At 39.3% G+C, this 24,748-nt stretch carries 23 protein-coding genes and 1 riboswitch; of the genes, 19 read left to right on the top strand and 4 right to left on the bottom strand.

The features are described from left to right. Positions 1-192: 192 nt before the first annotated feature. From AB9L17_RS15150 to AB9L17_RS15105, 10 genes are all read left to right on the top strand, one after another. Positions 193-1,287: a Leu/Phe/Val dehydrogenase gene (locus tag AB9L17_RS15150; RefSeq protein WP_068984875.1), complete on the top strand. Its 1,095-nt coding sequence runs from the start codon at positions 193-195 to the stop codon at positions 1,285-1,287. 161 nt (positions 1,288-1,448) lie between these two features. Beyond that, the gene (lpdA, locus tag AB9L17_RS15145; protein ID WP_223553389.1) at positions 1,449-2,876 is read left to right on the top strand and encodes a dihydrolipoyl dehydrogenase; all 1,428 of its coding nucleotides are present in this window, start codon (positions 1,449-1,451) and stop codon (positions 2,874-2,876) included. A gap of 83 nt (positions 2,877-2,959) precedes the next feature. After that, positions 2,960-3,976 (top strand): thiamine pyrophosphate-dependent dehydrogenase E1 component subunit alpha, encoded by a 1,017-nt coding sequence (locus tag AB9L17_RS15140; protein ID WP_068984750.1) that lies wholly within the window; start codon positions 2,960-2,962, stop codon positions 3,974-3,976. Further along, on the top strand, positions 3,976-4,959 hold the full coding sequence (locus AB9L17_RS15135) for an alpha-ketoacid dehydrogenase subunit beta (RefSeq protein ID WP_068984749.1): 984 nt from the start codon (positions 3,976-3,978) through the stop codon (positions 4,957-4,959). The genes AB9L17_RS15140 and AB9L17_RS15135 overlap by 1 nt, the downstream gene beginning before the upstream one ends. Before the next feature lie 300 nt (positions 4,960-5,259). Beyond that, positions 5,260-6,603: a dihydrolipoamide acetyltransferase family protein gene (locus AB9L17_RS15130; protein WP_223553385.1), complete on the top strand. Its 1,344-nt coding sequence runs from the start codon at positions 5,260-5,262 to the stop codon at positions 6,601-6,603. 132 nt (positions 6,604-6,735) lie between these two features. Further along, a complete protein-coding gene (locus AB9L17_RS15125; RefSeq protein ID WP_375199354.1) occupies positions 6,736-8,427 on the top strand; it encodes a methylmalonyl-CoA mutase family protein in 1,692 nt (563 codons plus the stop codon). Continuing rightward, entirely contained in the window at positions 8,424-10,577 is a 2,154-nt protein-coding gene (gene scpA, locus AB9L17_RS15120) for a methylmalonyl-CoA mutase (protein WP_375199353.1), read from the top strand. The genes AB9L17_RS15125 and scpA overlap by 4 nt, the downstream gene beginning before the upstream one ends. Further along, positions 10,577-11,674, top strand: coding sequence for a methylmalonyl Co-A mutase-associated GTPase MeaB (gene meaB / locus AB9L17_RS15115; protein WP_223553382.1), 1,098 nt, complete (start codon positions 10,577-10,579; stop codon positions 11,672-11,674). The genes scpA and meaB overlap by 1 nt, the downstream gene beginning before the upstream one ends. Positions 11,675-11,864: 190 nt before the next feature. Next, entirely contained in the window at positions 11,865-12,305 is a 441-nt protein-coding gene (locus tag AB9L17_RS15110; protein WP_068984744.1) for a BrxA/BrxB family bacilliredoxin, read from the top strand. A gap of 229 nt (positions 12,306-12,534) precedes the next feature. Next, positions 12,535-13,512, top strand: coding sequence for an aromatic acid exporter family protein (locus tag AB9L17_RS15105; protein WP_068984743.1), 978 nt, complete (start codon positions 12,535-12,537; stop codon positions 13,510-13,512). A 20-nt stretch (positions 13,513-13,532) separates the two neighbouring features. On the opposite strand, the gene prli42 is transcribed toward AB9L17_RS15105, so the two are convergent. Further along, on the bottom strand, positions 13,533-13,628 hold the full coding sequence (prli42, locus tag AB9L17_RS15100; protein WP_175401735.1) for a stressosome-associated protein Prli42: 96 nt from the start codon (positions 13,626-13,628) through the stop codon (positions 13,533-13,535). 125 nt (positions 13,629-13,753) lie between these two features. On the opposite strand from prli42, the gene mce reads away from it, so the two are divergent. From mce to AB9L17_RS15065, 7 genes are all read left to right on the top strand, one after another. Next, complete coding sequence (gene mce / locus AB9L17_RS15095; protein WP_068984742.1) at positions 13,754-14,167, top strand: methylmalonyl-CoA epimerase; 414 nt, start codon at positions 13,754-13,756, stop codon at positions 14,165-14,167. Between the two features lie 5 nt (positions 14,168-14,172). Next, on the top strand, positions 14,173-15,720 hold the full coding sequence (locus AB9L17_RS15090) for an acyl-CoA carboxylase subunit beta (RefSeq protein WP_068984741.1): 1,548 nt from the start codon (positions 14,173-14,175) through the stop codon (positions 15,718-15,720). A gap of 92 nt (positions 15,721-15,812) precedes the next feature. Further along, positions 15,813-16,064, top strand: a complete 252-nt coding sequence (locus tag AB9L17_RS15085) for a hypothetical protein (protein ID WP_139114423.1) — start codon at positions 15,813-15,815, stop codon at positions 16,062-16,064. A gap of 64 nt (positions 16,065-16,128) precedes the next feature. Next, positions 16,129-17,088 carry a hypothetical protein gene (locus tag AB9L17_RS15080; RefSeq protein ID WP_068984740.1) on the top strand — a complete coding sequence of 320 codons (960 nt, stop codon included), beginning with the start codon at positions 16,129-16,131 and terminating at the stop codon, positions 17,086-17,088. 163 nt (positions 17,089-17,251) lie between these two features. Then, on the top strand, positions 17,252-18,367 hold the full coding sequence (locus tag AB9L17_RS15075) for a M20/M25/M40 family metallo-hydrolase (protein WP_068984739.1): 1,116 nt from the start codon (positions 17,252-17,254) through the stop codon (positions 18,365-18,367). Positions 18,368-18,392: 25 nt separating this feature from the next. Then, the gene (locus AB9L17_RS15070) at positions 18,393-18,875 is read left to right on the top strand and encodes a chemotaxis protein CheW (protein WP_068984738.1); all 483 of its coding nucleotides are present in this window, start codon (positions 18,393-18,395) and stop codon (positions 18,873-18,875) included. A 138-nt stretch (positions 18,876-19,013) separates the two neighbouring features. Then, positions 19,014-19,107, top strand: a riboswitch (cyclic di-GMP riboswitch). A 43-nt stretch (positions 19,108-19,150) separates the two neighbouring features. Further along, a complete protein-coding gene (locus tag AB9L17_RS15065; protein WP_223553378.1) occupies positions 19,151-20,038 on the top strand; it encodes an amidase in 888 nt (295 codons plus the stop codon). Positions 20,039-20,080: 42 nt separating this feature from the next. On the opposite strand, the gene nspC is transcribed toward AB9L17_RS15065, so the two are convergent. From nspC to AB9L17_RS15050, 3 genes are all read right to left on the bottom strand, one after another. Beyond that, on the bottom strand, positions 20,081-21,220 hold the full coding sequence (gene nspC / locus AB9L17_RS15060; protein WP_068984736.1) for a carboxynorspermidine decarboxylase: 1,140 nt from the start codon (positions 21,218-21,220) through the stop codon (positions 20,081-20,083). Continuing rightward, complete coding sequence (locus AB9L17_RS15055; RefSeq protein WP_223553376.1) at positions 21,217-22,446, bottom strand: saccharopine dehydrogenase family protein; 1,230 nt, start codon at positions 22,444-22,446, stop codon at positions 21,217-21,219. Before AB9L17_RS15055 ends, nspC begins: the two co-directional genes overlap by 4 nt. Positions 22,447-22,767: 321 nt before the next feature. Then, positions 22,768-22,971 (bottom strand): hypothetical protein, encoded by a 204-nt coding sequence (locus AB9L17_RS15050; RefSeq protein ID WP_068984734.1) that lies wholly within the window; start codon positions 22,969-22,971, stop codon positions 22,768-22,770. A gap of 315 nt (positions 22,972-23,286) precedes the next feature. On the opposite strand from AB9L17_RS15050, the gene AB9L17_RS15045 reads away from it, so the two are divergent. After that, positions 23,287-24,027, top strand: a complete 741-nt coding sequence (locus AB9L17_RS15045) for a tetratricopeptide repeat protein (RefSeq protein ID WP_375199352.1) — start codon at positions 23,287-23,289, stop codon at positions 24,025-24,027. A gap of 208 nt (positions 24,028-24,235) precedes the next feature. Then, positions 24,236-24,742: a hypothetical protein gene (locus AB9L17_RS15040; protein ID WP_375199351.1), complete on the top strand. Its 507-nt coding sequence runs from the start codon at positions 24,236-24,238 to the stop codon at positions 24,740-24,742. Positions 24,743-24,748 lie beyond the last annotated feature (6 nt).

The raw sequence follows: 24,748 nt of genomic DNA, 5'->3' as shown, positions 1-24,748 counted from the left end.
ACCTAGTAACTGTAACTGAATGTTTAGAAAATTCTTACTTAAACAAGAAAGTGTAATAATAGTTGATAAATTGCGAAATTGTGAGTATTGTAAAAATAAATGGAGCAATATTATCCATTGTTAAACATTTATTATACTGAGTTGGGATGGGCATTTGGGGATGCACTTTCCAAAGCAAAGGGGCGAGTTTTCATGGAAATCTTCAAGTATATGGAAAAGTATGATTATGAACAATTGGTATTTTGCCAAGATGAAGCATCAGGGTTAAAAGCGATTATCGCGATCCATGACACAACACTTGGACCAGCACTAGGCGGGGCACGTATGTGGACATATGCATCAGAAGAAAATGCAATTGAGGATGCATTGCGTTTAGCACGAGGGATGACCTATAAAAATGCTGCAGCTGGTTTAAACCTTGGCGGTGGAAAAACGGTCATTATCGGTGACCCATTTAAAGATAAAAATGAAGAAATGTTCCGTGCACTAGGACGATTCATTCAAGGGCTAAATGGTCGCTATATTACAGCAGAAGATGTTGGTACAACAGTGACAGATATGGATTTAATTCATGAGGAAACAAATTATGTAACGGGAATTTCTCCGGCATTTGGTTCATCAGGAAACCCATCTCCAGTAACGGCGTATGGAGTTTACCGTGGTATGAAAGCAGCGGCAAAAGAAGCATTTGGATTTGATTCACTGGAGGGACGTACAATTTCTGTACAAGGGCTTGGAAATGTTGCCTACAAGCTTTGCGAGTATTTACATAATGAGGGGGCAAAACTTGTTGTTACAGATATTAATAAAGCGGCAATTGATCGAGTTGTGAATGATTTTGGTGCGACTGCTGTGGCACCAGAGGAAATCTATTCACAGGAAGTTGATATTTTCTCACCTTGTGCATTAGGTGCCATTTTAAATGATGAAACGATCCCGCAACTAAAAGCAAAGGTTGTCGCTGGTTCTGCCAATAACCAATTACAAGATTCTCGTCATGGCGATTATTTACATGAATTAGGAATAGTTTATGCACCTGATTATGTGATCAATGCAGGTGGTGTAATTAATGTAGCTGATGAATTATATGGATATAATAGTGAGCGTGCGATGAAGCGTGTTGAAGGCATTTATGATAGCATCGAAAAAATCTTCACTATCTCTAAACGTGACGGCATCCCGACATATGTAGCGGCTAACCGTTTAGCAGAGGAACGTATTGCTCGAGTATCAAAGTCTCGTAGCCAATTCCTGAAAAATGAAAAAAATATTTTAAACGGTCGTTAAGAACCGTATAGTCGTTGAAAGAAGTCGCATTGTCGACTTCTTCTACCTTTAAAATGGTAAATGAATAGCTTTCAATGAAGATAAGCTAAAGCTCGACCACATCTGAATGTGATTGAAGCGAATAGGATGCTTTAGCATTTTTCTCATAAGGGGGAATCAATATGGCTCAAAATTATGATGTTGTCATTTTAGGCGGAGGTACAGGAGGCTATGTTGCAGCGATTCGCGCTGCACAGTTGGGCTTGAAAACAGCCATTGTTGAACGTGAACGTCTAGGTGGAACATGCTTGCATAAAGGTTGTATACCGAGTAAGGCCTTACTTCGAAGTGCAGAAGTGTATCGAACGGCAACTAAAACATCCGCTGAATATGGCGTAAATATTGAAGGGGTTACATTACAATTCGACAAAGTGCAGGCTAGGAAACAAGCGATTGTTGAGCAATTGAGCCAAGGTGTGAATACACTGATGAAAAAAGGTAAGATAGACGTTTATCAGGGAACAGGGCGAATTTTAGGACCGTCCATTTTCTCACCAATGCCTGGCACTATTTCAGTTGAAATGGCGAATGGTGATGAAAATGAAATGCTTGTACCAACAAATGTTGTCATTGCCACAGGTTCTAAACCAAGAGGAATGGCAGGGCTAACAATTGACGGTAAATATGTGATGAACTCTGATCATGCACTGCAAATGGAAGAACTGCCAAAGTCATTGTTAATTGTGGGCGGAGGAGTTATTGGAATTGAGTGGGCTTCGATGCTTTGTGATTTTGGGGTTTACGTAACAGTCATAGAATATGGACCATCCATTTTACCTGCGGAGGATACAGATATTGTAAAAGAAGTAACGAAGCAGCTGGAAAAAAGAGGAGTCCGTATCGTGACCAATGCTCGCTTAGATACGAGTACCTTGAAAATTGAAAATGATAACGTTTTCATTTCTGCAAAAGTCAATGATAAGGAAGAATTATTTGAGGCAGACAAATTATTGCTTTGTGTAGGGCGTGAAGCAAATACACAAGGTATTGGATTAGAAAATACAGAGATAGAAGTTGAAAATGGGTTTATTAAAGTCAAAGATTCGTATCAAACAAAGGAATCACATATGTATGCCATAGGGGATGTGATCGGTGGCTTACAATTAGCACATGTTGCTTCACACGAAGGGTTATCTGCAATTGAGCATATTGCAACGGGTAAAACAGAGCCACTTGATGTTCTAAAGGTTCCAAAATGCGTTTATTCGTACCCTGAGGTTGCAAGTATTGGCTTAACAGAAAGTGCTGCACAAGCGCAAGGTTATACATTGAAGGTTGGTAAGGTTCCATTCAAGGCGATTGGAAAAGCGTTAGTTAATGGAGAGACAGATGGCTTTGTAAAAATTGTTGCTGATGAAGAAACGAATGATATTTTGGGTATTCATATGGTAGGACCACATGTAACAGAGTTAATTGGAGAAGCATCACTTGCCAAATTACTTGATGCTACGCCGTGGGAAGTTAGTCAGGCCATTCATCCGCATCCGTCACTTAATGAGGTGTTAGGAGAATCAGCTTTAGCAGTTGATCATCGTGCTATTCATTTTTAAAATTCTACATTTCATCACTAAAGTATTATCATGAGTGATCTTAAATGCTTTAGGTATTTTTTTAATACGAAAGGGGTGTTCGTATGCAAGATGTTCAAATCAAGCATGAGGATTTAGGTTTATCAAATGAAGATGTACTTGCAATGTTCGAAACGATGTTAATGGCAAGAAGACTAGATGAACGTATGTGGTTATTAAACCGTTCGGGAAAAATTCCGTTTGTTATTTCTTGTCAGGGACAGGAGGCAGCACAAGTAGGAGCAGCCTTTGCACTCGATAATAACAAAGATTATATTGCACCGTACTATCGTGATATGGGTGTTGTGTTACATTTTGGAATGACTCCAAGAGAATTGATGTTATCAGCGTTTGCCAAAGCGGAGGATCCTAACTCCGGTGGCCGTCAAATGCCAGGACATTTTGGACAAAAGAAAAATCGTATTTTAACAGGTTCTTCACCAGTTACTACACAAGTTCCACACGCGGTGGGGGTAGCTCTTGCGGGACGTCTACAAAAAGAAGATTTTATTACTTTTGTTACACTCGGTGAAGGTTCTTCAAACCAAGGTGATTTCCATGAAGGTGCGAATTTCGCGGGGGTTCATAAGCTTCCAGTAATTATCATGGTAGAAAATAATCAATATGCAATTTCTGTGCCAGTTGAACGTCAATTAGGCTGTGCGAAAGTGTCAGATCGTGGTATTGGCTATGGGATGCCAGGTGTTACGGTTGATGGAAAATGTCCGTTACAAGTGTATAAGGTTGTCAAAGAAGCGGCAGATCGTGCACGTAATGGTGAAGGGCCAAGTCTAATAGAAACAGTGACTTATCGTTTAACGGCACATTCTTCGGATGATGATGATCGTCAATACCGAACTGCGGAGGATATAGCAGAAGGAAAGGCAAAGGATCCCGTGCTGTTATTTGAAAAGTATCTATTGGATGCTGGAGTTATGACAGAAAAAATACGTGCTGAAATAGAAGACCGGATCATGGCTGAGGTGAATGAAGCTACAGATTATGCAGAAGCTGCTCCGTATGCAATGCCAGAGCACGCTTTGAAATACGTATATGCACCAGTGGACGGAGGTGACGTGTAATGGCAGTGATGTCTTATATTGATGCGATTACATTAGCGATGAAGGAAGAGATGGAACGTGATGAGCGTGTTTTCATTTTAGGAGAAGACGTTGGTCGCAAAGGCGGGGTTTTCAAAGCGACAACAGGCCTTTACGAGCAATTTGGTGAATATCGTGTGCTTGATACGCCTCTTGCAGAGAGTGCCATTGCTGGAGTTGGTATTGGTGCTGCGATGTATGGTATGCGCCCGATTGCCGAGATGCAATTCGCTGATTTCATCATGCCTGCCGTTAACCAAATCGTTTCTGAGGCAGCAAAAATCCGCTATCGTTCGAATAATGATTGGTCTTGCCCAATGGTTATTCGTGCACCATTTGGCGGAGGTATTCACGGAGCACTCTATCATTCGCAATCTGTAGAGGCACTTTTTGCAGGAACACCTGGCTTGAAAATTGTTATTCCATCCACACCGTATGATGCAAAAGGCTTGTTAAAAGCAGCAATCCGTGATGAGGATCCAGTACTATTTTTCGAACATAAACGTGCTTATCGACTCATAAAAGGTGAAGTGCCAGAGGACGATTACACATTACCGATTGGTAAGGCAGATGTTAAGCGTGAAGGGGAAGATGTTACTGTCATTACGTATGGTTTAGCTGTCCATTTTGCATTACAGGCAGCTGAGCGTCTAGCAGCAGACGGGATTTCCGCGCATATTCTTGATCTACGCACGGTATATCCACTCGATAAAGAAGCAATCATTGAGGCGGCAAGTAAAACAGGTAAAGTTTTACTAGTTACTGAGGATAATAAAGAGGGCAGCATTATGAGTGAGGTTGCAGCAATCATTGCAGAGCATTGTTTATTTGAGCTTGATGCACCAATTCAACGCCTAGCAGGACCAGATGTTCCGGCGATGCCGTATGCACCAACAATGGAAAAGTATTTCATGATCAACCCTGAAAAAGTAGAACGCGCGATGCGAGAACTAGCTGCTTTTTAAAACAAAGGGCAAACTTCTGTATATTGGTGGTTTTATTCACTAAGTGGCAGGGATACTTAGTGAAACAGTTAAAGCCTCGGACGGATAAATAGATTTTGGCTGGAATGAACGTTGCTTACTAGTTTCTGCGATGACCCACCTAAGCAAGTGCGATAGGAGATGAAACTAGTAGCTGTTTATGATAAGTCATAATCTGCACAATTGTTTATCTACGCGTAAGTGAAACAGTGTCGTTGTCAATGCTATAGCGGTGCGTCAGGTGCAATTACGCCTAGGCATAATTGATGGGAGGAATAGATGATGGCGATTCAAAATATTACAATGCCTCAGCTTGGCGAAAGCGTAACAGAGGGTACGATTGAAAAGTGGCTTGTAAAGCCAGGTGATACAGTAAAAAAATATGATCCACTAGCAGAAGTTGTAACTGATAAAGTAAATGCTGAAATTCCGTCTTCTTTTGAAGGAGTTATTACAGAACTACTTGCAGAGGAAGGGCAAACATTACCTGTTGGAGCAGTGGTTTGTTGCGTTGAAATAGCAGGTGACAGCGAGCTACCTCCTCCGCCTCCACCGAAAAAATCAGCAGTAAGCACAGCAATTTTAAATGCTGGTGTACAAAAGAAGCAAGAGGTTCAGCCACCAACAACAGCTTCGGTAGTAGCGCAAAAAACAGTTCGACAAGATAAAGTTCGCTATTCACCAGCGGTTCTTCGACTTGCACAAGAGCATGATATTGCACTTGATCAAGTCACAGGAACAGGTGAAGGAGGTCGTATTACAAGAAAAGACCTCATGAAACTGATTGAAGCAGGAAATATACCAACTTCCCAAGTTGAAACTTTGACTACGGTCCATACAGCTGTTGAACAGCCTACACCAGTTGCTGTACCTGCTTCACTGGAGAATGCTAAACCAGCCACACCGGCACAGCCTCTTCAAGCAGGTGATATAGAAATTCCAGTAACAAAGGTGCGCCGTGCCATTGCGAATAATATGGTGCGAAGTGTTCATGAAGTGCCGCATGCATGGATGATGATGGAAGTAGACGTTACTGATTTAGTAGCATATCGCGATAGCATGAAGACGGAGTTTAAGCAAAGAGAAGGCTTTAATATTACGTATTTTGCTTTCTTTGTAAAAGCTGTCGCGCAAGCTCTAAAGGAATTCCCAATGATGAATTCTATGTGGGCAGAGGACAAAATTATTCAAAAGCATGACATAAATATTTCCATTGCAGTCGCGACAGATGATGCATTATTTGTTCCTGTTATAAAACACGCTGATGAAAAATCCATTAAAGGTATTGCCAAGGAAATTCATGAGCTTGCAGCGAAAGTGCGTGCTGGAAAACTGACGATGGATGATATAAAAGGTGGTACATTTACGGTAAATAATACGGGTGCATTCGGCTCTGTTCAGTCGATGGGCATCATTAATTATCCACAAGCAGCAATCCTTCAAGTGGAAAGTATTGTAAAAAAACCGGTTGTTTTACCTGGTGGCATGTTCGCTGCACGAGATATTGTGAATTTATGTTTATCTTTAGATCATCGAGTTCTCGATGGACTTGTTTGTGGTAAATTCCTAAATAGAGTAAAAGAAATACTCGAAAATACAAATAAATCTTCAACGTCAGTCTACTGATGACTTGTCGGAAACCTGTTGTATAACGGTTTCCGAATTTTTTTTGCTTTTCCAGTCGCAATTTGTCATGTAGAATAAAAAATAGAAACTACTAAGGGGGGAAGCTGATTAAGCGTCCGCATGTCAAACAACATGAAAAATATTGAATTTGAAAAGCCGTCCTATTCAGAATGGCAAGATGCAGCAATCAAGGCTTTAAAAGGGAAACCATTCGAGTCTCTTTTAACGAAAACAAGTGAAGGTCTTACATTAGAACCACTTTACACTCAAGAAAGTTTAGTAGCAAAACTTGGTGAAGAACTTGATAAACAAGTTGCCACAATCCGTTCCCTACAAAATAATCAAGCATTTCGAGTGGCTCAACAAATATATGCTGATACAAGCGAAGCATTTTTTGCAAAGCTTGATGACAGTTTAGCTCGAGGCAATGAAGTAGTAACAATTGATAGCCGTGTAAATTTTGAATGGACTAAAGAAGTATTGGCAAAATTAGCGAATTATTTCTCAGAATATTCGTTTAAAATTTCGGTTGAGAATTCAAATGACCCATTATTAGCAGTATTCGAAAAAATAACAGTTGATCAGCGAGAAACTGTAAAAGGTTTCATCGTATCAAAAAAACCTATCACTTTAAATGATTTCCCGAGCGTGCGCTCGATCGGCGCGGACACAACGGTTTATCACAATGAAGGCGCTAACGCTGTGCAGGAATTAGCATATGCACTTGCATTAGCGGCAAAATACGCAAATCAAGAAGAAAGCTTTGAAGCATTCGCTAAGAAATTTTATGTATCCTTTGCGGTTGATACGCAATTCTTTACAGAAATTGCTAAACTCCGTGCTTTTAAAGTACTTTGGAAAGCGTTCTCATCGGCATACGGTGTAACAGAAAACGTAAAAATCCCTACTCTTGCAGAAACATCTTTAAGAAGCTTCTCTAAGCTGGATGTTTATGTAAACTTATTACGTGCAGCAAATGAAGCGCTTTCTGGCTTAATTGGTGGTGCGGATGTCTTTACAGTTCACCCTCACGATGCATTAACGAAACCAACAGATCAATCTATTCGTATTGCAAGAAATGTATCATTAATTTTAAAAGAAGAAACAAACGTTTTAAAAGTTACTGACCCAGCTGGTGGCTCATACTTTATTGAGTCATTAACGGCAGATTTTGTTAAAGAAGCTTGGGCTTTATTTATAGAAATAGAAGCAGCTGGAGGCATTGACGCTTTCATTGCATCAGGAAAGCTTACGGAGGAACTAGAAAAATCTTATCAAGCTCGTATCAAGTCGGCACAAACGCGTAAGCAATCATTAATCGGTACAAATATTTATGCTAACCCTGCTGATGTGCTTGAAAGCGAAACAAATCCTCAATTTGCAGAAGTTAAACGAGTTGCTGTACCTTTCGAGCAATTACGTATGGAGATGACAGCTGCAAATGTAAAAACAGGAATTTTAGCATTAGGTACACTGAAAAGCTCAAAACCACGTGCTGATTTTGTGTCAGGTTTCTTAAACACTGTAGGTCTAGTACCAGAAAAAAGTGAACCAGTAGCAACAGCTGAAGAAGCATTAGCTTGGCTAAATGCAACAGAAGCAACGTATGTGGTGATTGCTGGTAACGATGATGATGCAAAAGAGTTAGTACCAGCAATTTTAGCAGGTAAACCAGCTAACGTAATTGTTGACGTTGCAGGTAAATTTAGAGACGAAGAAGAAGCTTGGTTAGCAAATGGCTTAAACGGCTTTATTTTCGCAGGACAGAACATCATTGAAAAATTAAATTCAGTGTTCGCTAGCATGAAGGAGGTCCAACGATGAGCAAGCCAAATTTTAGTGCAGTTGAAATCGAAAAAGTTTTAGTAGCTGAAGCACCTCAAGCATCAGATGAAAAATTCATGACAAATGAAGGTATTGAAATTAAAGATATATATTCAAAAGAAGATGTTAAAGGTGCAAAACATTTAAATGATGTTGCAGGTATTGCGCCTAATACACGTGGTCCATACCCTACGATGTATGTAGCTCGTCCTTGGACTGTTCGCCAATATGCTGGTTTCTCAACGGCTGAAGAATCAAATGCATTCTACAAGCGTAACTTAGCAATGGGTCAAAAAGGTCTTTCCGTTGCCTTTGACTTAGCAACCCACCGCGGCTATGACTCAGATCATCCACGTGTAACAGGGGATGTTGGTAAAGCTGGGGTAGCGATTGACTCTGTAGAAGATATGAAAATCCTATTCGATCAAATTCCTTTAGATCAAATGTCGGTTTCTATGACGATGAATGGAGCGGTATTACCAGTTCTTGCATTCTATATCGTTGCTGCTGAAGAACAGGGAGTTACACCAGACAAGTTAGCTGGTACGATTCAAAACGATATTTTAAAAGAATATATGGTTCGTAACACATATATTTATCCACCAGCAATGTCTATGAAGATTATTGCGGATATTTTTGAGTTTACAGCGAAATATATGCCAAAATTTAACTCAATTTCGATCTCTGGTTACCATATTCAAGAAGCAGGAGCAACAAATGACATCGAGCTGGCTTATACATTAGCAGATGGTCTGGAGTATGTTCGTACCGGGCTAAAAGCTGGAATCGACATTGATGCCTTTGCGCCACGTCTATCATTCTTCTGGGCAATTGGTATGAACTATTACATGGAAGTGGCAAAAATGCGTGCAGCTCGTCGCATTTGGGCACAAATGATGTCAACGTTTAATCCGAAAAATCCTAAGACATTAGCACTTCGTACACACTCACAAACGTCTGGCTGGTCTTTAACAGAGCAAGATCCATTTAACAATGTGACACGTACATTAATCGAAGCTAATGCGTCATCAATGGGGCATACGCAATCTCTTCACACCAATGCACTTGATGAAGCGATTGCGCTACCAACGGATTTCTCTGCACGTATTGCACGTAATACACAGCTATTCTTACAAGAAGAAACAGCCATGACAAAAGTTATTGATCCATGGGGTGGTTCGTACTATGTGGAAAAATTAACAGATGAAATTACAAAATCTGCATGGGCATTAATTGAAGAAATCGAAGAACTTGGCGGTATGGCGAAAGCGATTGAAACAGGTCTTCCAAAAATGAAAGTCGAGGAAGCTGCAGCAAAACGTCAAGCGAAAATCGACTCTAAAACAGAAACGATTGTTGGTGTCAACAAATATCGTTTAGAAAAAGAAGAACCTATCGACATTCTAGACATTGATAATACGCTAGTTCGTCAAAAGCAAATCGAACGTCTAGAAGCAATGAAGGCAGCTCGAAATGAAGAAGAAGTACAAAAACATCTAGCACGATTAACGAAAGCAGCACAAGATGGTGGAGAAAACTTATTAGCAATAGCAGTAGATGCAGCACGCGCTCGTGCTTCATTAGGTGAAATTTCCGATGCAATTGAAGTTGTTTCTGGTCGTCATAAAGCAGTAATCCGTTCGATCTCTGGCGTATACTCTGCAAATTTCTCAGATGAAGAGCAAATTTCTGAAGTGAAACAAATGACTGAGGAGTTCCTTGAAAATGAAGGCCGTCGTCCACGTATTTTAGTAGCGAAAATGGGACAAGATGGACATGACCGTGGTGCGAAGGTTGTGGCAACGGGTTACGCGGACTTAGGCTTCGACGTTGATATTTCTCCGTTATTCATGACACCTGCTGAGGCAGCTCAAATGGCGGTAGAAAACGATGTTCATGTCATTGGTGTATCTTCATTAGCAGCCGGTCATAAAACACTAGTTCCTGAATTAGTAGCAGAGCTAGAAAAACTAGGTCGTGAAGATATCATCATCATTGTTGGAGGGGTTATTCCAGCACAAGATTATGAGTTCCTATATAACGCAGGTGCAGTAGCAATCTTTGGTCCTGGTACAGTTATTCCTGTATCGGCACAAAAAATTATTGAAGAAATCTACAAACGTCTAGGTTATGAGGAAGTGTCTGAATAATGGACAAAAACAAAGGAATGCCAGAAAGTGCGCTATTTGTTATGGACGGAGTAGAGGCAACTCACGACGGAATGCAATATGGTACACCGAAAAAATTCCGAAAGAAAAAAGCAGACAATTTAAACATACAGGAGCTTGCACGAGAAGTACGTGCAGGCTCTCGTACACACTTGTCAAAAGCTATTACACTCATTGAAAGTTCAAACGTAACGCATAAAGTGCAAGCACAAGAACTTCTACAAGAGCTTCTACCACATACAGGAAACAGTGTCCGTATTGGGATTACTGGCGTTCCTGGTGCAGGAAAAAGTTCGTTTATTGAGGCTTTCGGAACGATGCTTTGTGAGATGGGAAAAAAAGTGGCAGTCCTTGCGATTGATCCAAGCTCCTCTTTATCAGGAGGAAGCATTTTAGGCGATAAAACTCGAATGGAAGAGCTCGTGAAAAAGCCTAATGCCTTTGTTCGTCCCTCTCCATCAGCTGGTACCCTTGGGGGTGTTCATAAAAAGACACGTGAAACAATGCTTGTTTGTGAGGCAGCAGGCTATGATGTCATTTTAATAGAAACAGTCGGTGTTGGACAAAGTGAAACGTATGTCCGTGGTATGGTTGATTTCTTCTTACTGTTAGTATTAACAGGTGCAGGAGACGAGCTCCAAGGCATGAAAAAGGGCATTATGGAATTAGCTGATGCTATCGTTGTCCATAAGGCTGATGGCGATAATGTTCGTCTGGCGAAAAAAACTGTATCCGAGTACAAGCAAATCTTACATTTTTTACAGCCTGCAACTCCAGGATGGATGTCGACAGCAATGCCGGTAAGTTCGTGGGAAAAACGTGGCCTCGACAAAGTATGGAGTACAATAGGGGAATTCAGACAAATTGTTGAAGAAAATAATTACTGGTCAATCAGACGCCAAAATCAGACGAAAGATTGGTTCCAATCGATGATTATTGACCAGTTAATTGATTCGTTTTATGGTAATCCGGAGCGTAAAGCACAAGTGCAGCTTCTCGAACGTCAAATTTTAAATGGACAGCTGACAGTAACACAAGGTGTGGATCGTTTGTTTAGCGATGAACAATCACAGAAATAATATCATCTTTTATATGAGCAAGTAGGTGCACAAATTCGTCACTAACTGCTATGATAGGAGATGATGAGCGTCGAATATCTAAAGCTAGAGTTAAACTTCTTTCAGCTGAAAGAAGTTTAAGCCTCCGGACGCAATTATGCCGAGACATAATTGATGAAGATGACGCAACTTGAAAGGAGCTAATCGCTATATGAATATGGATTACGATTTATTTATGCAAGAAATTTTAAAAACAGCACGAGCAGAAATTGAGAGTGCTGGTTATGAGCAGCTTCGCACACCAGAAGCTGTTGAAGAGGCGTTTGCTCGTCCAGGTACAACATTAGTCATGGTAAACTCAGTATGTGGCTGTGCAGGGGGTATTGCACGTCCAGCAGCAGCACAATGCGTACATTACGATAAACGTCCAGACCATCTTGTAACGGTATTTGCTGGTCAAGACAAAGAAGCAACTGCAGCTGCTCGTTATCACTTCGGTGAAGATCACTTACCATCCTCTCCGTCATTTGTGTTATTAAAGGATGGACAAGTAGTAGCAGAAGTTGGACGCTATGAAATTGAGGGTCATGACCCAATGTCAGTAGTGACAAATTTACAAGCAAACTTTGAAGAATACTGCGACGAACTTTAATTTCAATCATTAAATTAAAAGAGAAGCTATTTTTTAGTAGAAAGCTCCGCAGGCTATAAATCGTCTGCGGAGACTTCTTACCTAACCACATTCCCCGTGGATAGCTTTGATTCTTTAGACGTAATTATAGTGCGATTGGAATTTTTGTAATATTGGCTAAATGATTGGCTGATAGTTTTCTTAAAATGAATAAAATAAGTAGAATACTGAAAGATAGGAGGCAGTCGACTTGAAGAAATTTTCAATCGGCTATCGTACTTTAAAAACGGCATTTGGTGCAGCAATCGCTATTGCCATTGCCCAATATTTTGATTTAGCTTCTTATGCATCTGCTGGTATTCTAACAATATTATGTGTACAGCCAACGAAGAAAAAATCCATTCATGCTGCTTATACACGATTCGTCGCAAGTATAATCGGTATGCTTTATGCATTTTTGAGCTTTGAGCTATTTTCCTATCATCCGCTTACATTAGCAGGTATGCTTATCATTTTTATACCAACAATCGTGTCATTAAAGGTAGCAGATGGTTTTGTTTCGAGTGCGGTTATTATTATGCATATTTATGCTGCTAAAAGTTTTTCATTGGCACTTGTTTATAATGAATTTGCTTTAATGGCGATTGGCTATGGGACGGGAATAGCTATAAATATGTATATGCCAGACATTCAAAAGGAATTAAATTACTATCGAGTTAAAATTGAGGAACTTTACAGTAAGATTTTTTTAGAAATTGCCAACTATTTAAGAGAAGGCGATACAATGTGGGATGGACAGGAAATCATTGAAGCAATCACAGTATTAAATAATGCGAAATCCTTAGCATTTAAAGATGTTGAAAATCATTTTACGAGACGGAAAAATGACTACTATGTTTATTTTGATATGCGTGAAAAACAGCTAGAAATTATAGACAGGGTCCTTCCAAAAATAACGGCACTTCCTGTTATAGTACAAGAGGCAATTATCGTTGCCGACTTTCTGCAAGACCTCGGTGAGCACGTTCATTCAGGAAATACGGCTCGCCATTTTAGAGAAAAACTAGAGCAGGTAAAGCGAGATTTCGCCCAATTACCTTTACCGAAAAACCATGAGCAATTTCTAGCACAAGCGGCGCTCTATCAATTTATTGAGGAAATGGATCGCTATTTAGAAATTAAGCAGACTTTTAAAGGTTTAAATGTAAAGAAAGAGCGTCCGCAGTAATGCAGACGCCTCGCCTTTCTTTATACTATCATTGATAAACCAAATGCTAGAGATGAAATTAACATAATCGCGATCATAGTATAGATAACGATTTTTTGAAATTTTTTATTACTCATATGCTCGTTCGCTCCTTCTTTTCTTATAAATAGTTTAGCAAATCTGAAAAATTTCTCAAGTAGTAGAGTTTTGACGAAAAAGTCTGTAAAATAGATTATGTACCATAACAGAAGGAGATGTCACCATGGAGAGAGTAGATCATATTGGGATTGCAGTCCGCGATCTTGATGAACGCATTACATATTATACAGAAACTTTAGGCTTAAAGTTACTGAAAGTGGAAGAGGTAGAATCTCAACAGGTTCGTGTTGCATTCATTGATGCGGGTAACGTAAAAATTGAGTTATTAGAACCGATGAGTGAAAAAAGTGCTATCCACGGATTCATCGAAAAACGTGGGGAAGGTATTCACCATGTAGCTTTCGGTGTGACAGGAATTCGTGAGCGTATGGCAGAGCTTCGCGAAAAAGGCGTACGTCTATTATCCGATGAACCAGGACCAGGTGCTGGTGGTGCTGAGGTTGCTTTCATGCATCCGAAATCATCTTTCGGTGTGTTATATGAATTATGTGATAAAAGTGGAAAAGGGGATAAGTGATCAGTATGGATATGTTCGACAAAATTAATGACTTGTATGACCGTAAGACGGTAATTGAACTTGGTGGTGGCTATGAACGCATCGACAAGCAACATGAAAAAGGGAAATTAACAGCTCGTGAGCGTATTGAATTATTACTTGACGAAGATACATTTTTTGAAATCAACCCATTCATAACACACCGTACAGTAGACTTCGGTATGGACAAAATGGAAGGTCCTGGTGACGGTGTAGTCACAGGTTTTGGTAAAATCAACGGACGTCCAGTATACTTATTCTCTCAAGATTTCACAGTATTTGGTGGAGCGCTTGGTGAAATGCATGCTAAAAAAATGGCAACAGTAATGGACTTAGCTGCGAAAAATGGTACACCATTCATCGGTATAAATGATTCAGGCGGTGCTCGTATTCAAGAGGGTGTACTTTCACTTGACGGTTATGGCCATATTTTCTATCGTAATGCAATCTACTCTGGAGTAATTCCGCAAATCTCCGTTATCATGGGACCATGTGCTGGTGGAGCGGTATATTCTCCAGCAATAACAGACTTTATTCTAATGGTTGATAAAACATCTCAAATGTTCATTACAGGACCTAAAGTTATTGAAACAGTAACAGGTGAAAAAATCTCTGCTGAAGATTTAGGTGGTTCTAAAGTAAACAACGCTGTAAGTGGTAATGCACACTTCCGCGCACCATCTGAAGAAGAAGCTATTAATGAAATTAAGAAACTATTAAGCTACTTACCACAAAATAATAAAGAAAAAGCACCGCGTCAGGCACGACCAGAGGGTGATGACTATCGTCCAGAAATCGTGGATACTGTACCAATCGAAACTACTCGTCCTTATGATGTACGTAAAGTTGTCGAGCAAATAGTGGATGAAGGCTCATTTATGGAAGTTCATGCAGAATTTGCGAAAAACGTAGTCGTTGGTTTTGCGCGTATTGCTGGTGAATCAGTTGGTCTTGTATGTAACCAACCTAAAGTATTAGCTGGTGGATTAGATATTGATTCTTCAGACAAGGCTGCTCGTTTCATTCGTACTTGTGATGCTTACAATATACCAATCATTACATTTGAAGACGTTTCTGGCTTCTTCCCAGGCGTTAAACAAGAGCATGGTGGGATCATTCGTCATGGAGCTAAAATCCTTTATGCATACTCAGAAGCTACTGTACCAAAAATTACAGTCATTCTGCGTAAAGCATATGGTGGTGCATACGTTGCCCTTAACTCTAAATCAATCGGAGCAGACCTTGTATTTGCTTGGCCTAACGCAGAAATCGCGGTTATGGGAGCGGCAGGTGCGGCAAACATCATCTTCGCGCGTGAAATTGCCAAATCAGAAGATCCAGAAGCAACACGTGCAGCGAAAATTGAAGAATATAAAGAAAAGTTCGCGAATCCATACGTTGCAGCATCTCGCGGTATGGTAGACGATGTTATCGATCCACGTGATACACGTATTAAGTTAATTCAAGGGCTAGATATGCTATCAAACAAACACGAAACACGTCCAGAGAAAAAACACGGAAACATTCCTCTATAAGAATTGTACAAGTCTAGTAGTCATTCGATTACTAGGCTTTTCTTTTAATCTTGAACTAATTTGAGAAGTTAAAGCTTCCGCGGATTACGCGAGTGAAGCGGCACAAGGGACGCCCCTCATTAAGCTTTGCTCTGTGCGAAAGCGAAGCGTCAGCAACAATGTTTTATCTGCGCGAAAGCGAAGCGTCAGCGGCAATGTTTTATCTGCGCGAAAGCGAAGCGTCAGCGGCAATGTTTTATCTGTGCGAAAGCGAAGCGTCAGCAACAATGTTTTATCTGCGCGAAAGCGAAGCGTCAGCGGCAAAGCGCCCAGCCGTAACGGAAATCAATCACACGGAATGCTGATGAGAAAGATAATTGAAACATATCCTCGTTTCAACCGTACATATATGTAGAGGAGTTGAGATGAATGGAATGGAAACAATTACAAAAAGAGCAGGAAATGATTCATGCACAATTAAGAACTGTCAGTAGGTTAAGTGAACAAAGGGATTTAATTGAAAAGCAAATCGAGCATGCACAACAAGAAATTTATAAACATTCTACAGCACTCAATCAAATTCGTATGAAACTCGATAAGTTAGAAGGCTTTTCTTTTATGAATATGATTCGTACGTGGACAGGGCAACAAGATGAGCTACGTGCAGAAGAAATCGACAAGGCAGCCGTGCTTGAATTAAAAATAAATGAAGCAAAGAAGATGGAAACTGATTTGATAGCTGATTTAGGGCAAGTAAACACTAAACTTTCTCAAATTGATGAACAAGTGTTGCACGAAGCGTTAAGCGTATTAAATGCTAAAAAGAAAAGCTACTTACAAATACATGAGCCTGAACAGGCAAAAAGGCTAGAACAATTAGCGCATGAAGAAATGTTAACGAAACAACTAATTGTAGAAATAAAGGAAGCTGAAGAGGCTGGTGAAGCAGCACTGACTAAGCTTGGACAAGCAGCAGAGTCCTTGCATTCCGCAAATGGATACTCAACATGGGATACGTTTTTTAGTGGGGGACTTATTGCTACACATTTAAAGCATGATGCACTTGATAAGTCCGAAAATTATCTTCATAATGCTCAAATAGCTTTGCAACGTTTTCATAACGAACTACTGGATGTACATGATATGTCTACGAAAACATTATCAGTTGAGACCGATGGATTTGTAAAATTTGCGGACTATTTCTTTGATGACATTTTTTCAGCTTGGTCCGTCCATTCCAAAATATCAACAGCAAGAGAACAGGTTTCTCGTGTACAAGATGATGTACATAATACGATTTGGCGTCTGCAGGATAAACATAACAAGGCAGAGGATTATTTGCAGTCTCTACAAAAAGAGAAAGAAACTATTTTCCAAGCATCGAAGTAACCTGTGAAAAGAATCTCCTTCTTTCATAGGTTTTTTCTTCATTTCGCAATAAGGAGTGATTGGTGATTTTCGTAGCGAATTATTTCAACTCTGCAGACGTTGTGCTAAAATAAAATATATACTATAACGTGGAAAAACACGTAAACTAAGGGAGTCTTACAACATGACAAGTCGTTTAGTAGAAGAGTTTTTTGAGCTCGTACAAATCGATTCAGAAACAAAACATGAACAAGTGATTGCGCCGATTTTAATCGACAAATTAACAGCGCTAGGTTTTACAGTAGAACAAGATGATGCACATACTCGTAACGGGCATGGAGCAGGGAATATACTTGCAACATTAAAAGGTTCGTTGGATGTCGAACCTATTTATTTTACTTCTCATATGGATACAGTTGTTCCAGGTAAAGGTATTAAACCGTCTCTTCGTGAAGATGGCTATATCGTATCCGATGGCACAACAATTTTAGGTGCTGATGACAAAGCTGGCCTTGCTGCTTTATTTGAAATGGCTAAACGCTTAAAAGAGCAAAATATTGAACATGGAGATATTGAATTTATTATTACAGCTGGTGAAGAAAGTGGACTCGTTGGAGCTAAAGAGTTAGATCCATCTAAAATTAAAGCAAAATATGGTTTTGCTGTAGACAGTGATGGCAAAGTAGGCGGTATTGTAACAGCTGCACCATTCCAAGCAAAAATCTTCGCTAAAATAATTGGGAAAACAGCTCATGCTGGTGTTGCTCCAGAAAAAGGAATATCTGCGATTACGGTTGCTTCTAAATGTATTGCACAAATGAAGCTTGGTCGTTTAGATGAAGAAACTACAGCAAATATCGGTCGCTTTGAAGGTGGCCAGGCAACAAATATTGTATGTGATGAAGTGACAATACTAGCAGAAGCACGTTCTATCGACAAAACGAAGCTTGATGCACAAACTAAGCATATGCAGGAAACGTTTGAGCAAGTTTCTGCTTCATTAGGGGCAAAAGCTGAAGTTGAAGTGAAACTAATGTATCCTGGCTTCCGTGTAACAGAAAAGGATAAAGTTGTTCAAGTGGCAATGGCGGCTGCACATAGCATTGAACGTACACCAAAGCTTGGTATTTCTGGTGGTGGATCTGATGCCAATGTTATTGCTGGCTTCGGTATCCCTACAGTAAATTTATCTGTTGGTTATGAAGATATTCATACAACAAATGAAAAAATACCAGTAGAAGAATTAGAAAAATTAGCAGATTTACTTGTCGAAATTGTAAAAGAGTCTGCAAAAAAATAACAACAGAGTCGAAGGATGTGACCGCATGGAAAGTGTAAAGGCAGTAGTCTTTGCTTGTGGTACAGAAGAATATGCAGTACCTGTGGAGCAAGCGATTTCGATTGAAAAGTTAGAGCATGTAACACCTATTCCTCATTTACCAAATTATCTACTAGGCTTCACAAGAATTCGTGGTGAGCTTGTGCCTGTGCTTGATTTTGAACGTATTCTTTACAACCGTTCTTCAAATACTGCAACAGCACGTGTTATCGTATTGAACACGGATGTTGTGAATTATGGATTACTTGTGACAGATGCTCGTGAAATTCTTGATTTTGATGAGTCTGTATTAAAGCAAGTGGGACTTGTCAATTATTCAAAAACACGCTACTTTACAGCTGTGGCAAATCTGGAAAATCGTATGATTACATACGTAGATCCAAAAATACTTGTGAATTCATTAGAAGGTATTCGTGAAATTATTAATTATTTGCACAAATTGCTTGAAAATGAAAACGTAGAGGCTTGAGTACTCTACGTTTTTTTTTGCTTCTATAGTAAAAATCACCTGTGTTTATACGATTTTATCGAACAGTACTCCCGATAATTATTAATTGGACCTACAGACATTTTCGTTCTAACTGCGTATTATGTAAAGTAATAAAACTACTGTAAAAGGCAAACTTCACTGAAAGGGAAGGACGCAAAGCCATGAGTCTAAACACTATATTAGTATAGTGCATGATTGTCAGGTTGCCAGGTTCTGTTCTATGAGCCTTGGTAAATAGAATGGAGATGTAACATATGGTAAGTCGTTCACTATCAAAAGCAATCATTGCTTTTATAGTAACAATTGTAAGTACGCTAGGATTAACAATAGGAAAGGTAGAGGCAACGGCCATGCAAGATAGAGCAACTTGGTTATGGGATACGACAAAAATTGTTGAAGATGAATCAGGCGTACTCCAATTTTTAGAAAGCAAAGATGTTAACAAAGTCTATTTACAAATTAATACTGATATAGCAAATGACAATTATAAAAGCTTTATTGACAAAGCAACAACAAAAGGTATAAAAGTATATGCATTGGATGGTGCTGCAAGTTGGGTATCAGAGGATGGCTATAAAATGCAGGATCAACTGTTTGAGTGGTTACATACATATAATGAGCGTGCATTAACAACAGAGCAATTTTCTGGAGTCCACCTGGATGTAGAGCCCTATCTAAATAGTGGATGGAGCTCGAACCAAGTAAATACAATAGAATCCTATCAAGCGCTCCTTACTAGAGCGAAAGAGGGGGCCAATCAATTACAAATACCTTTGGAAGTCGATATGCCATTTTGGTTTGATGAGATCGCTTATAGCAATCAATATGGCAATGGTATATTAGCTGAATGGGTTATCGATCAAGTGGATAGTGTTTCGATCATGGCCTATCGAGATGCAGCTAAAAACATTATCAAAATAGTTGAAAATGAAATAGAGTATGCACAAAAAGTAAATAAATCAATTGTGATTGGTGTAGAAACAGGCGCTTCTAACGAGGGGAAAACAATTACCTTTTATGATAATGGAGAAGCCTTTATGAATAAACAATTAGCAACGGTTCATCGTCATTATGCAAATAAAACAAGCTTTAATGGTTTTGCCATTCATCATGTCGATAGTTGGATGAATATGCGGCCATAATAAAAAATCCTCTCCAGCTGAAGTTGGAGAGGATTTTTTCTATTAGGAAAGTCGACCGCTATAGTCTTCAAATTTAAATTCACGAATAACTTTAATGCCTTCTTCATCGTTATAAGAAACGATTGATGGAAGGTTTACCCCATTAAACATATGGTTTTTCACCATTGAGTAATGTGCCATATCCGTGAATACAAGACGATCTCCTGGTTTTAAAGGTTGTTCAAATGAATAATCACCAATAATATCACCAGCAAGACATGTAAGTCCGCCTAGACGATATGTGTGTGCTAGCTCATTTGCTTGACCAGAACCGATAATCATAGGGCGGTATGGCATTTCTAGAACGTCTGGCATATGACATGTTGCCGATGTGTCTAAAATTGCTAAGTCCATACCGTTTTTCTGAATATCAAGAACAGTTGCTACTAAATAACCAGTATTTAGTGCAACAGCTTCACCTGGCTCTAAATATACGAGAAGGTTATACTTGTCTTGAATATAATTAATGATATTCACTAGCTTTTCCACATCATAATCTTCACGAGTGATATGGTGACCACCGCCAAAGTTTAACCATTTCATTTGATGCAAAACATCACCAAATTTTTCTTCGACAACTTGTATAATACGCTCTAACGTATCTGAATTTTGCTCACACATTGCATGGAAGTGTAGGCCATCAATACCGTCAAGTTGTGACTTGTCGAAGTTGGCTAATGTTGTACCTAGGCGAGAATTTGTGTAGCAAGGATCGTAAAGTGCTGTTTCAATTTCAGAGTACTCAGGATTAATACGAATACCACATTCAATTGTTTTACCAGCAGATTTTACTTTATCCTTGTACTGTGCCCATTGGTTAAATGAGTTAAACACGATGTGCTCAACATAGCCTAGAAGCTCGTCCATCTCATGCTCCATATAAGCAGGTGCATAAACGTGTACTTCCTTGCCCATTTTTTCATAGCCAAGTCGTGCTTCATGAAGTGAGCTTGATGTAATGCCGGCTAAATATTTACCTACTAAAGGGAATGTTGAGTGCATTGAAAATCCTTTTAAGGCAAGTAAAATACGGCAGCCTGTACGATCTTGAATCGATTTTAAAAGCTCTAGATTTTTTGTTAATAATCGCTCATCCACTACGTAAGAAGGGGATGGAACTTTTGAAAAATCAATTGGTTTCATTGGCTTAGTTCCTTTGCATCTAAATCAAGGTCAAGTAATTCTGGATTATGGCTTTCTTGCCATGGTAGACCCCATTTATTTAGCGCATCCATGAATGGATCTGGATTGAAATCTTCGACGTTCCAAACGCCTGGTTTACGCCATTCACCGTTCATCACAAGCATCGCACCAATCATTGCTGGTACACCAGTTGTGTAAGAAATCGCCTGTGAACCAACTTCGTTATAACATTCTTCGTGGTCACATACGTTGTACACATAATAAGTTTTTTCCTTGCCATCTTTTAGACCGCGAACGATACAACCGATATTTGTTTTCCCTTTTGTGCGTGGTCCAAGTGATGCTGGATCAGGCAGTACTGCTTTAAGGAAGTGGATTGGTTGAATCATTTGCCCTTCAAACTCGATAGGCTCGATAGAAGTCATACCAACATTTTCTAATACTTTTAAGTGTGTTAAGTATTTTTCTGAGAATGTCATCCAGAAACGGATTTGCTTTAAGCCTTTAATGTTTTTAGCAAGAGATTCTAACTCTTCATGGTATAACAGGTAAATATCTTTTGGTCCAATTTCTGGTAAGTTATATACTTCTTTTTTCTCAAGTGGTGCAGTTTCTACCCACTCGCCTTCTTTCCAGTAACGACCATTCGCAGTAATTTCACGAATGTTGATTTCTGGGTTGAAGTTTGTTGCGAAATGATAACCATGATCACCAGCATTTGCATCCACAATATCAATGTAGTGGATTTCATCAAATTCATGTTTTTGAGCATGAGCCGTGAAAACGCCCGTTACGCCTGGATCAAAACCACTACCAAGTAATGCAGTTAAGCCAGCTTTTTCGAACTTCTCTTTGTAAGCCCATTGCCATTTATATTCAAATTTTGCCGTTTCAGGTGGCTCGTAGTTTGCAGTATCCACATAGTGTACACCTGTCGCTAAGCAAGCATCCATAATCGTTAAGTCCTGATAAGGTAGTGCTACGTTAATGACAACATCTGGTCCAAAGGCTTTAATAAGCTCGATAACCTCTTCTGTATTGTCTGCGTCTACCTGTGCAGTTTGGATCTTTGTTTTTCCGCCTTCTAGTTTTTCTTTTAGAGCGTCACATTTTGAAACAGTTCTACTTGCGATACAAATTTCCTCAAATACGTCCGAATTTTGAACACACTTGTGTACCACAACACTGGCTACTCCGCCAGCTCCGATAATCAATGCTTTACCCAATTGTCTACCCCCAAGTTCATAAAAGTATTGTCAAACAAGCTGATTATACAGAAAATTGATTTACTACTCAATCATTGTTTTTAAATTTTCTACAAAAAAATTTATTTTTCTACAACAATCAGTCGTATTCAGAGGGGAATACCACGAAAAAGGAAGCTTTCTATGAAAAAAAATCCCTTTACTACTGCTGTAGAAAGGGGAGGAAATGAGCATTTTTACCAAATCGTTTTGTTCGAATTACAGGATGCACTTTGTTAAAAAATTGATAACTCATCACAATTCTAGTTATAAGCTTCGAAACTATATTTTCCACCCAGCGATTTATTTAGAAAAACGATTTGAAATTAAATTTTCATCCCGCCATAAATAAAAAAAGATAATGAGTAATGTACTTAAAAATCCCGTCACAAGGGCATAAGTACTGAGGGCCACGTCCACTTGACTTTGCAGAGCATAAATGAAAATAGCTCCTAGTGTAAACAAGTTTCCAATAATAAGCGATATAAAATGATAACGACTATTCATAGCAAGCCCTCCTTTAGATTGAATGCACAAATGATGTAGATAGACTACTTCAATTATCTCATAATTCAGAACTTTAGCAACCTTTTTTGATAATGGTAAAAAACAGTACTTTTCTAATGCGATGTCATGCTATTGCATTAGGATGATAAGGGAAAATTCCTGGTAGATATGTTAATAGCAGCTCATCTAATGGAACATACGGCATATGAAATTAGTTGAATTGAAAGAATTTTTAGATGATAATAGCTCCTTTTCTCTCTAAAGATGGTAAACTACTATAAGACTTTTCTTTTGGTGAAGGTGAGGATTTTAATAGTGATCAAACAGTTTGATGAGCAAGTCCAACAGATAAATGAATTATTTTTAAGTGGAAAAGTGAAAGAAAGCTATCGGTTAGCGAAAATAGTTTTAGCTGATAGAGCGTTTACTGAACATGAATCATTGGCAACCATTCAACAGCACGTCGCGTTGTTAGAAGCGAACGGCTATGCAAATATGCCTGTTCCGTCTACTGAGAAGGAGAAGCAAAGTGTTGAACGGGCAGATGGCTCCTACCCAGAGCGTGATGTACTCGCTGCTTATTTAGGAAGTCAGGATGATGAACAGTTTGCTAAAGTGGTAGACGAATTATTAGCTGGATCCGTGGAAGCGCAAGCGAATGCCTACTATACAATGGCGGAATATTTTGTTCTTGCTAAGGAGTATGATAAGGTAATGGCGCAATTTGTTGAAGCGGTAAAATTACAGCCAAATAAAGCTCTTTACTGGGGAGCCTTTGCACAGTTTTTGAACCGTAGTGAAGGCAGTCCGTATTTAGCACTGCGTCTCATTGAAGAAGCAATACAGTTAGATAGCATGAACCCTCGCTGGTACTATATTCAAGGAAATATTTTCTTGCAACTTGTTGCAGCAACAAGAAATTTAAGCTATTTACCGGCTTTAGAAGAAGCCTGGGAAAAGGCTAAAAAACGCTGCTCTGCTAAACAGATTGCCCTAAAAGTGGACATTGCGAAATCCAATGACCTACTATTGCAATGGAAAAAGCAAATGTTATAGAAAGAAAGGATACCTCTCGTAGTTAGGGGGGGTAGAAAGCTATAAGTATGACTCCAAATAATGTCATATAATTAAGGAATCATAAATAAAATAGGGAATGAACAATCAGGTTTAACTATATTAATAATTATTCCATTAAAATGAATAATTATTAATATTTACGTCTTTTTCTGTATTTTTATGCTATAATACAAATATAAACGGACGTATGAAACTTATTTTATCTTTATTCAGCAGATCTTTTCTGTGCGAAAGCGAAGCGACAGCAGCAAAAGTGTTTTTCTGTGCGAAAGCGAAGCGACAGCAGCAAAATGTTTTTCTGTGCGAAAGCGAAGCGACAGCAGCAAAAGTGTTTTTCTGTGCGAAAGCGAAGCGACAGCAGCAAAATGTTTTTCTGTGCGAAAGCGAAGCGACAGCAACAAAAGTGTTTTTCTGTGCGAAAGCGAAGCGACAGCAACAAAAGTGTTTTTCTGTGCGAAAGCGAAGCGACAGCAGCAAAATGTTTTTTTGTAGCGAAAGCAACGCGACAGTTACATCCACCTTTATAGGTGAAGAGATGAATGCGGATTTGGTTCCTTTTCAGTGGATACCCAAACACCGACTGATTGAAGATAAAGCCTCCGGTGGATGTCACGGATATTTTGAAAGGAATGAATTGTGCGTGCACAATTCAAAATCCGGACGCAATTACGCCAAGGCGAAATTGATTGCATGAAAGAAG

Origin of the sequence: Lysinibacillus sp. RS11 (assembly GCF_042019215.1) — a bacterium.
In the GTDB taxonomy this organism is placed as follows: domain Bacteria; phylum Bacillota; class Bacilli; order Bacillales_A; family Planococcaceae; genus Lysinibacillus; species Lysinibacillus xylanilyticus_A.
This window is presented reverse-complemented; position numbering and strand designations above follow the sequence as displayed.

Coding starts and splice junctions, on each gene's coding strand:
- AB9L17_RS15150 (WP_068984875.1), top strand. CDS start 193: ATGGAAATCTTCAAGTATATGGAAAAGTATGATTATGAACAATTGGTA.
- lpdA (WP_223553389.1), top strand. CDS start 1,449: ATGGCTCAAAATTATGATGTTGTCATTTTAGGCGGAGGTACAGGAGGC.
- AB9L17_RS15140 (WP_068984750.1), top strand. CDS start 2,960: ATGCAAGATGTTCAAATCAAGCATGAGGATTTAGGTTTATCAAATGAA.
- AB9L17_RS15135 (WP_068984749.1), top strand. CDS start 3,976: ATGGCAGTGATGTCTTATATTGATGCGATTACATTAGCGATGAAGGAA.
- AB9L17_RS15130 (WP_223553385.1), top strand. CDS start 5,260: ATGGCGATTCAAAATATTACAATGCCTCAGCTTGGCGAAAGCGTAACA.
- AB9L17_RS15125 (WP_375199354.1), top strand. CDS start 6,736: ATGAAAAATATTGAATTTGAAAAGCCGTCCTATTCAGAATGGCAAGAT.
- scpA (WP_375199353.1), top strand. CDS start 8,424: ATGAGCAAGCCAAATTTTAGTGCAGTTGAAATCGAAAAAGTTTTAGTA.
- meaB (WP_223553382.1), top strand. CDS start 10,577: ATGGACAAAAACAAAGGAATGCCAGAAAGTGCGCTATTTGTTATGGAC.
- AB9L17_RS15110 (WP_068984744.1), top strand. CDS start 11,865: ATGAATATGGATTACGATTTATTTATGCAAGAAATTTTAAAAACAGCA.
- prli42 (WP_175401735.1), bottom strand. CDS start 13,628: ATGAGTAATAAAAAATTTCAAAAAATCGTTATCTATACTATGATCGCG.
- mce (WP_068984742.1), top strand. CDS start 13,754: ATGGAGAGAGTAGATCATATTGGGATTGCAGTCCGCGATCTTGATGAA.
- AB9L17_RS15090 (WP_068984741.1), top strand. CDS start 14,173: ATGGATATGTTCGACAAAATTAATGACTTGTATGACCGTAAGACGGTA.
- AB9L17_RS15080 (WP_068984740.1), top strand. CDS start 16,129: ATGGAATGGAAACAATTACAAAAAGAGCAGGAAATGATTCATGCACAA.
- AB9L17_RS15075 (WP_068984739.1), top strand. CDS start 17,252: ATGACAAGTCGTTTAGTAGAAGAGTTTTTTGAGCTCGTACAAATCGAT.
- AB9L17_RS15070 (WP_068984738.1), top strand. CDS start 18,393: ATGGAAAGTGTAAAGGCAGTAGTCTTTGCTTGTGGTACAGAAGAATAT.
- AB9L17_RS15065 (WP_223553378.1), top strand. CDS start 19,151: ATGGTAAGTCGTTCACTATCAAAAGCAATCATTGCTTTTATAGTAACA.
- nspC (WP_068984736.1), bottom strand. CDS start 21,220: ATGAAACCAATTGATTTTTCAAAAGTTCCATCCCCTTCTTACGTAGTG.
- AB9L17_RS15050 (WP_068984734.1), bottom strand. CDS start 22,971: ATGAATAGTCGTTATCATTTTATATCGCTTATTATTGGAAACTTGTTT.
- AB9L17_RS15040 (WP_375199351.1), top strand. CDS start 24,236: ATGAAACTTATTTTATCTTTATTCAGCAGATCTTTTCTGTGCGAAAGC.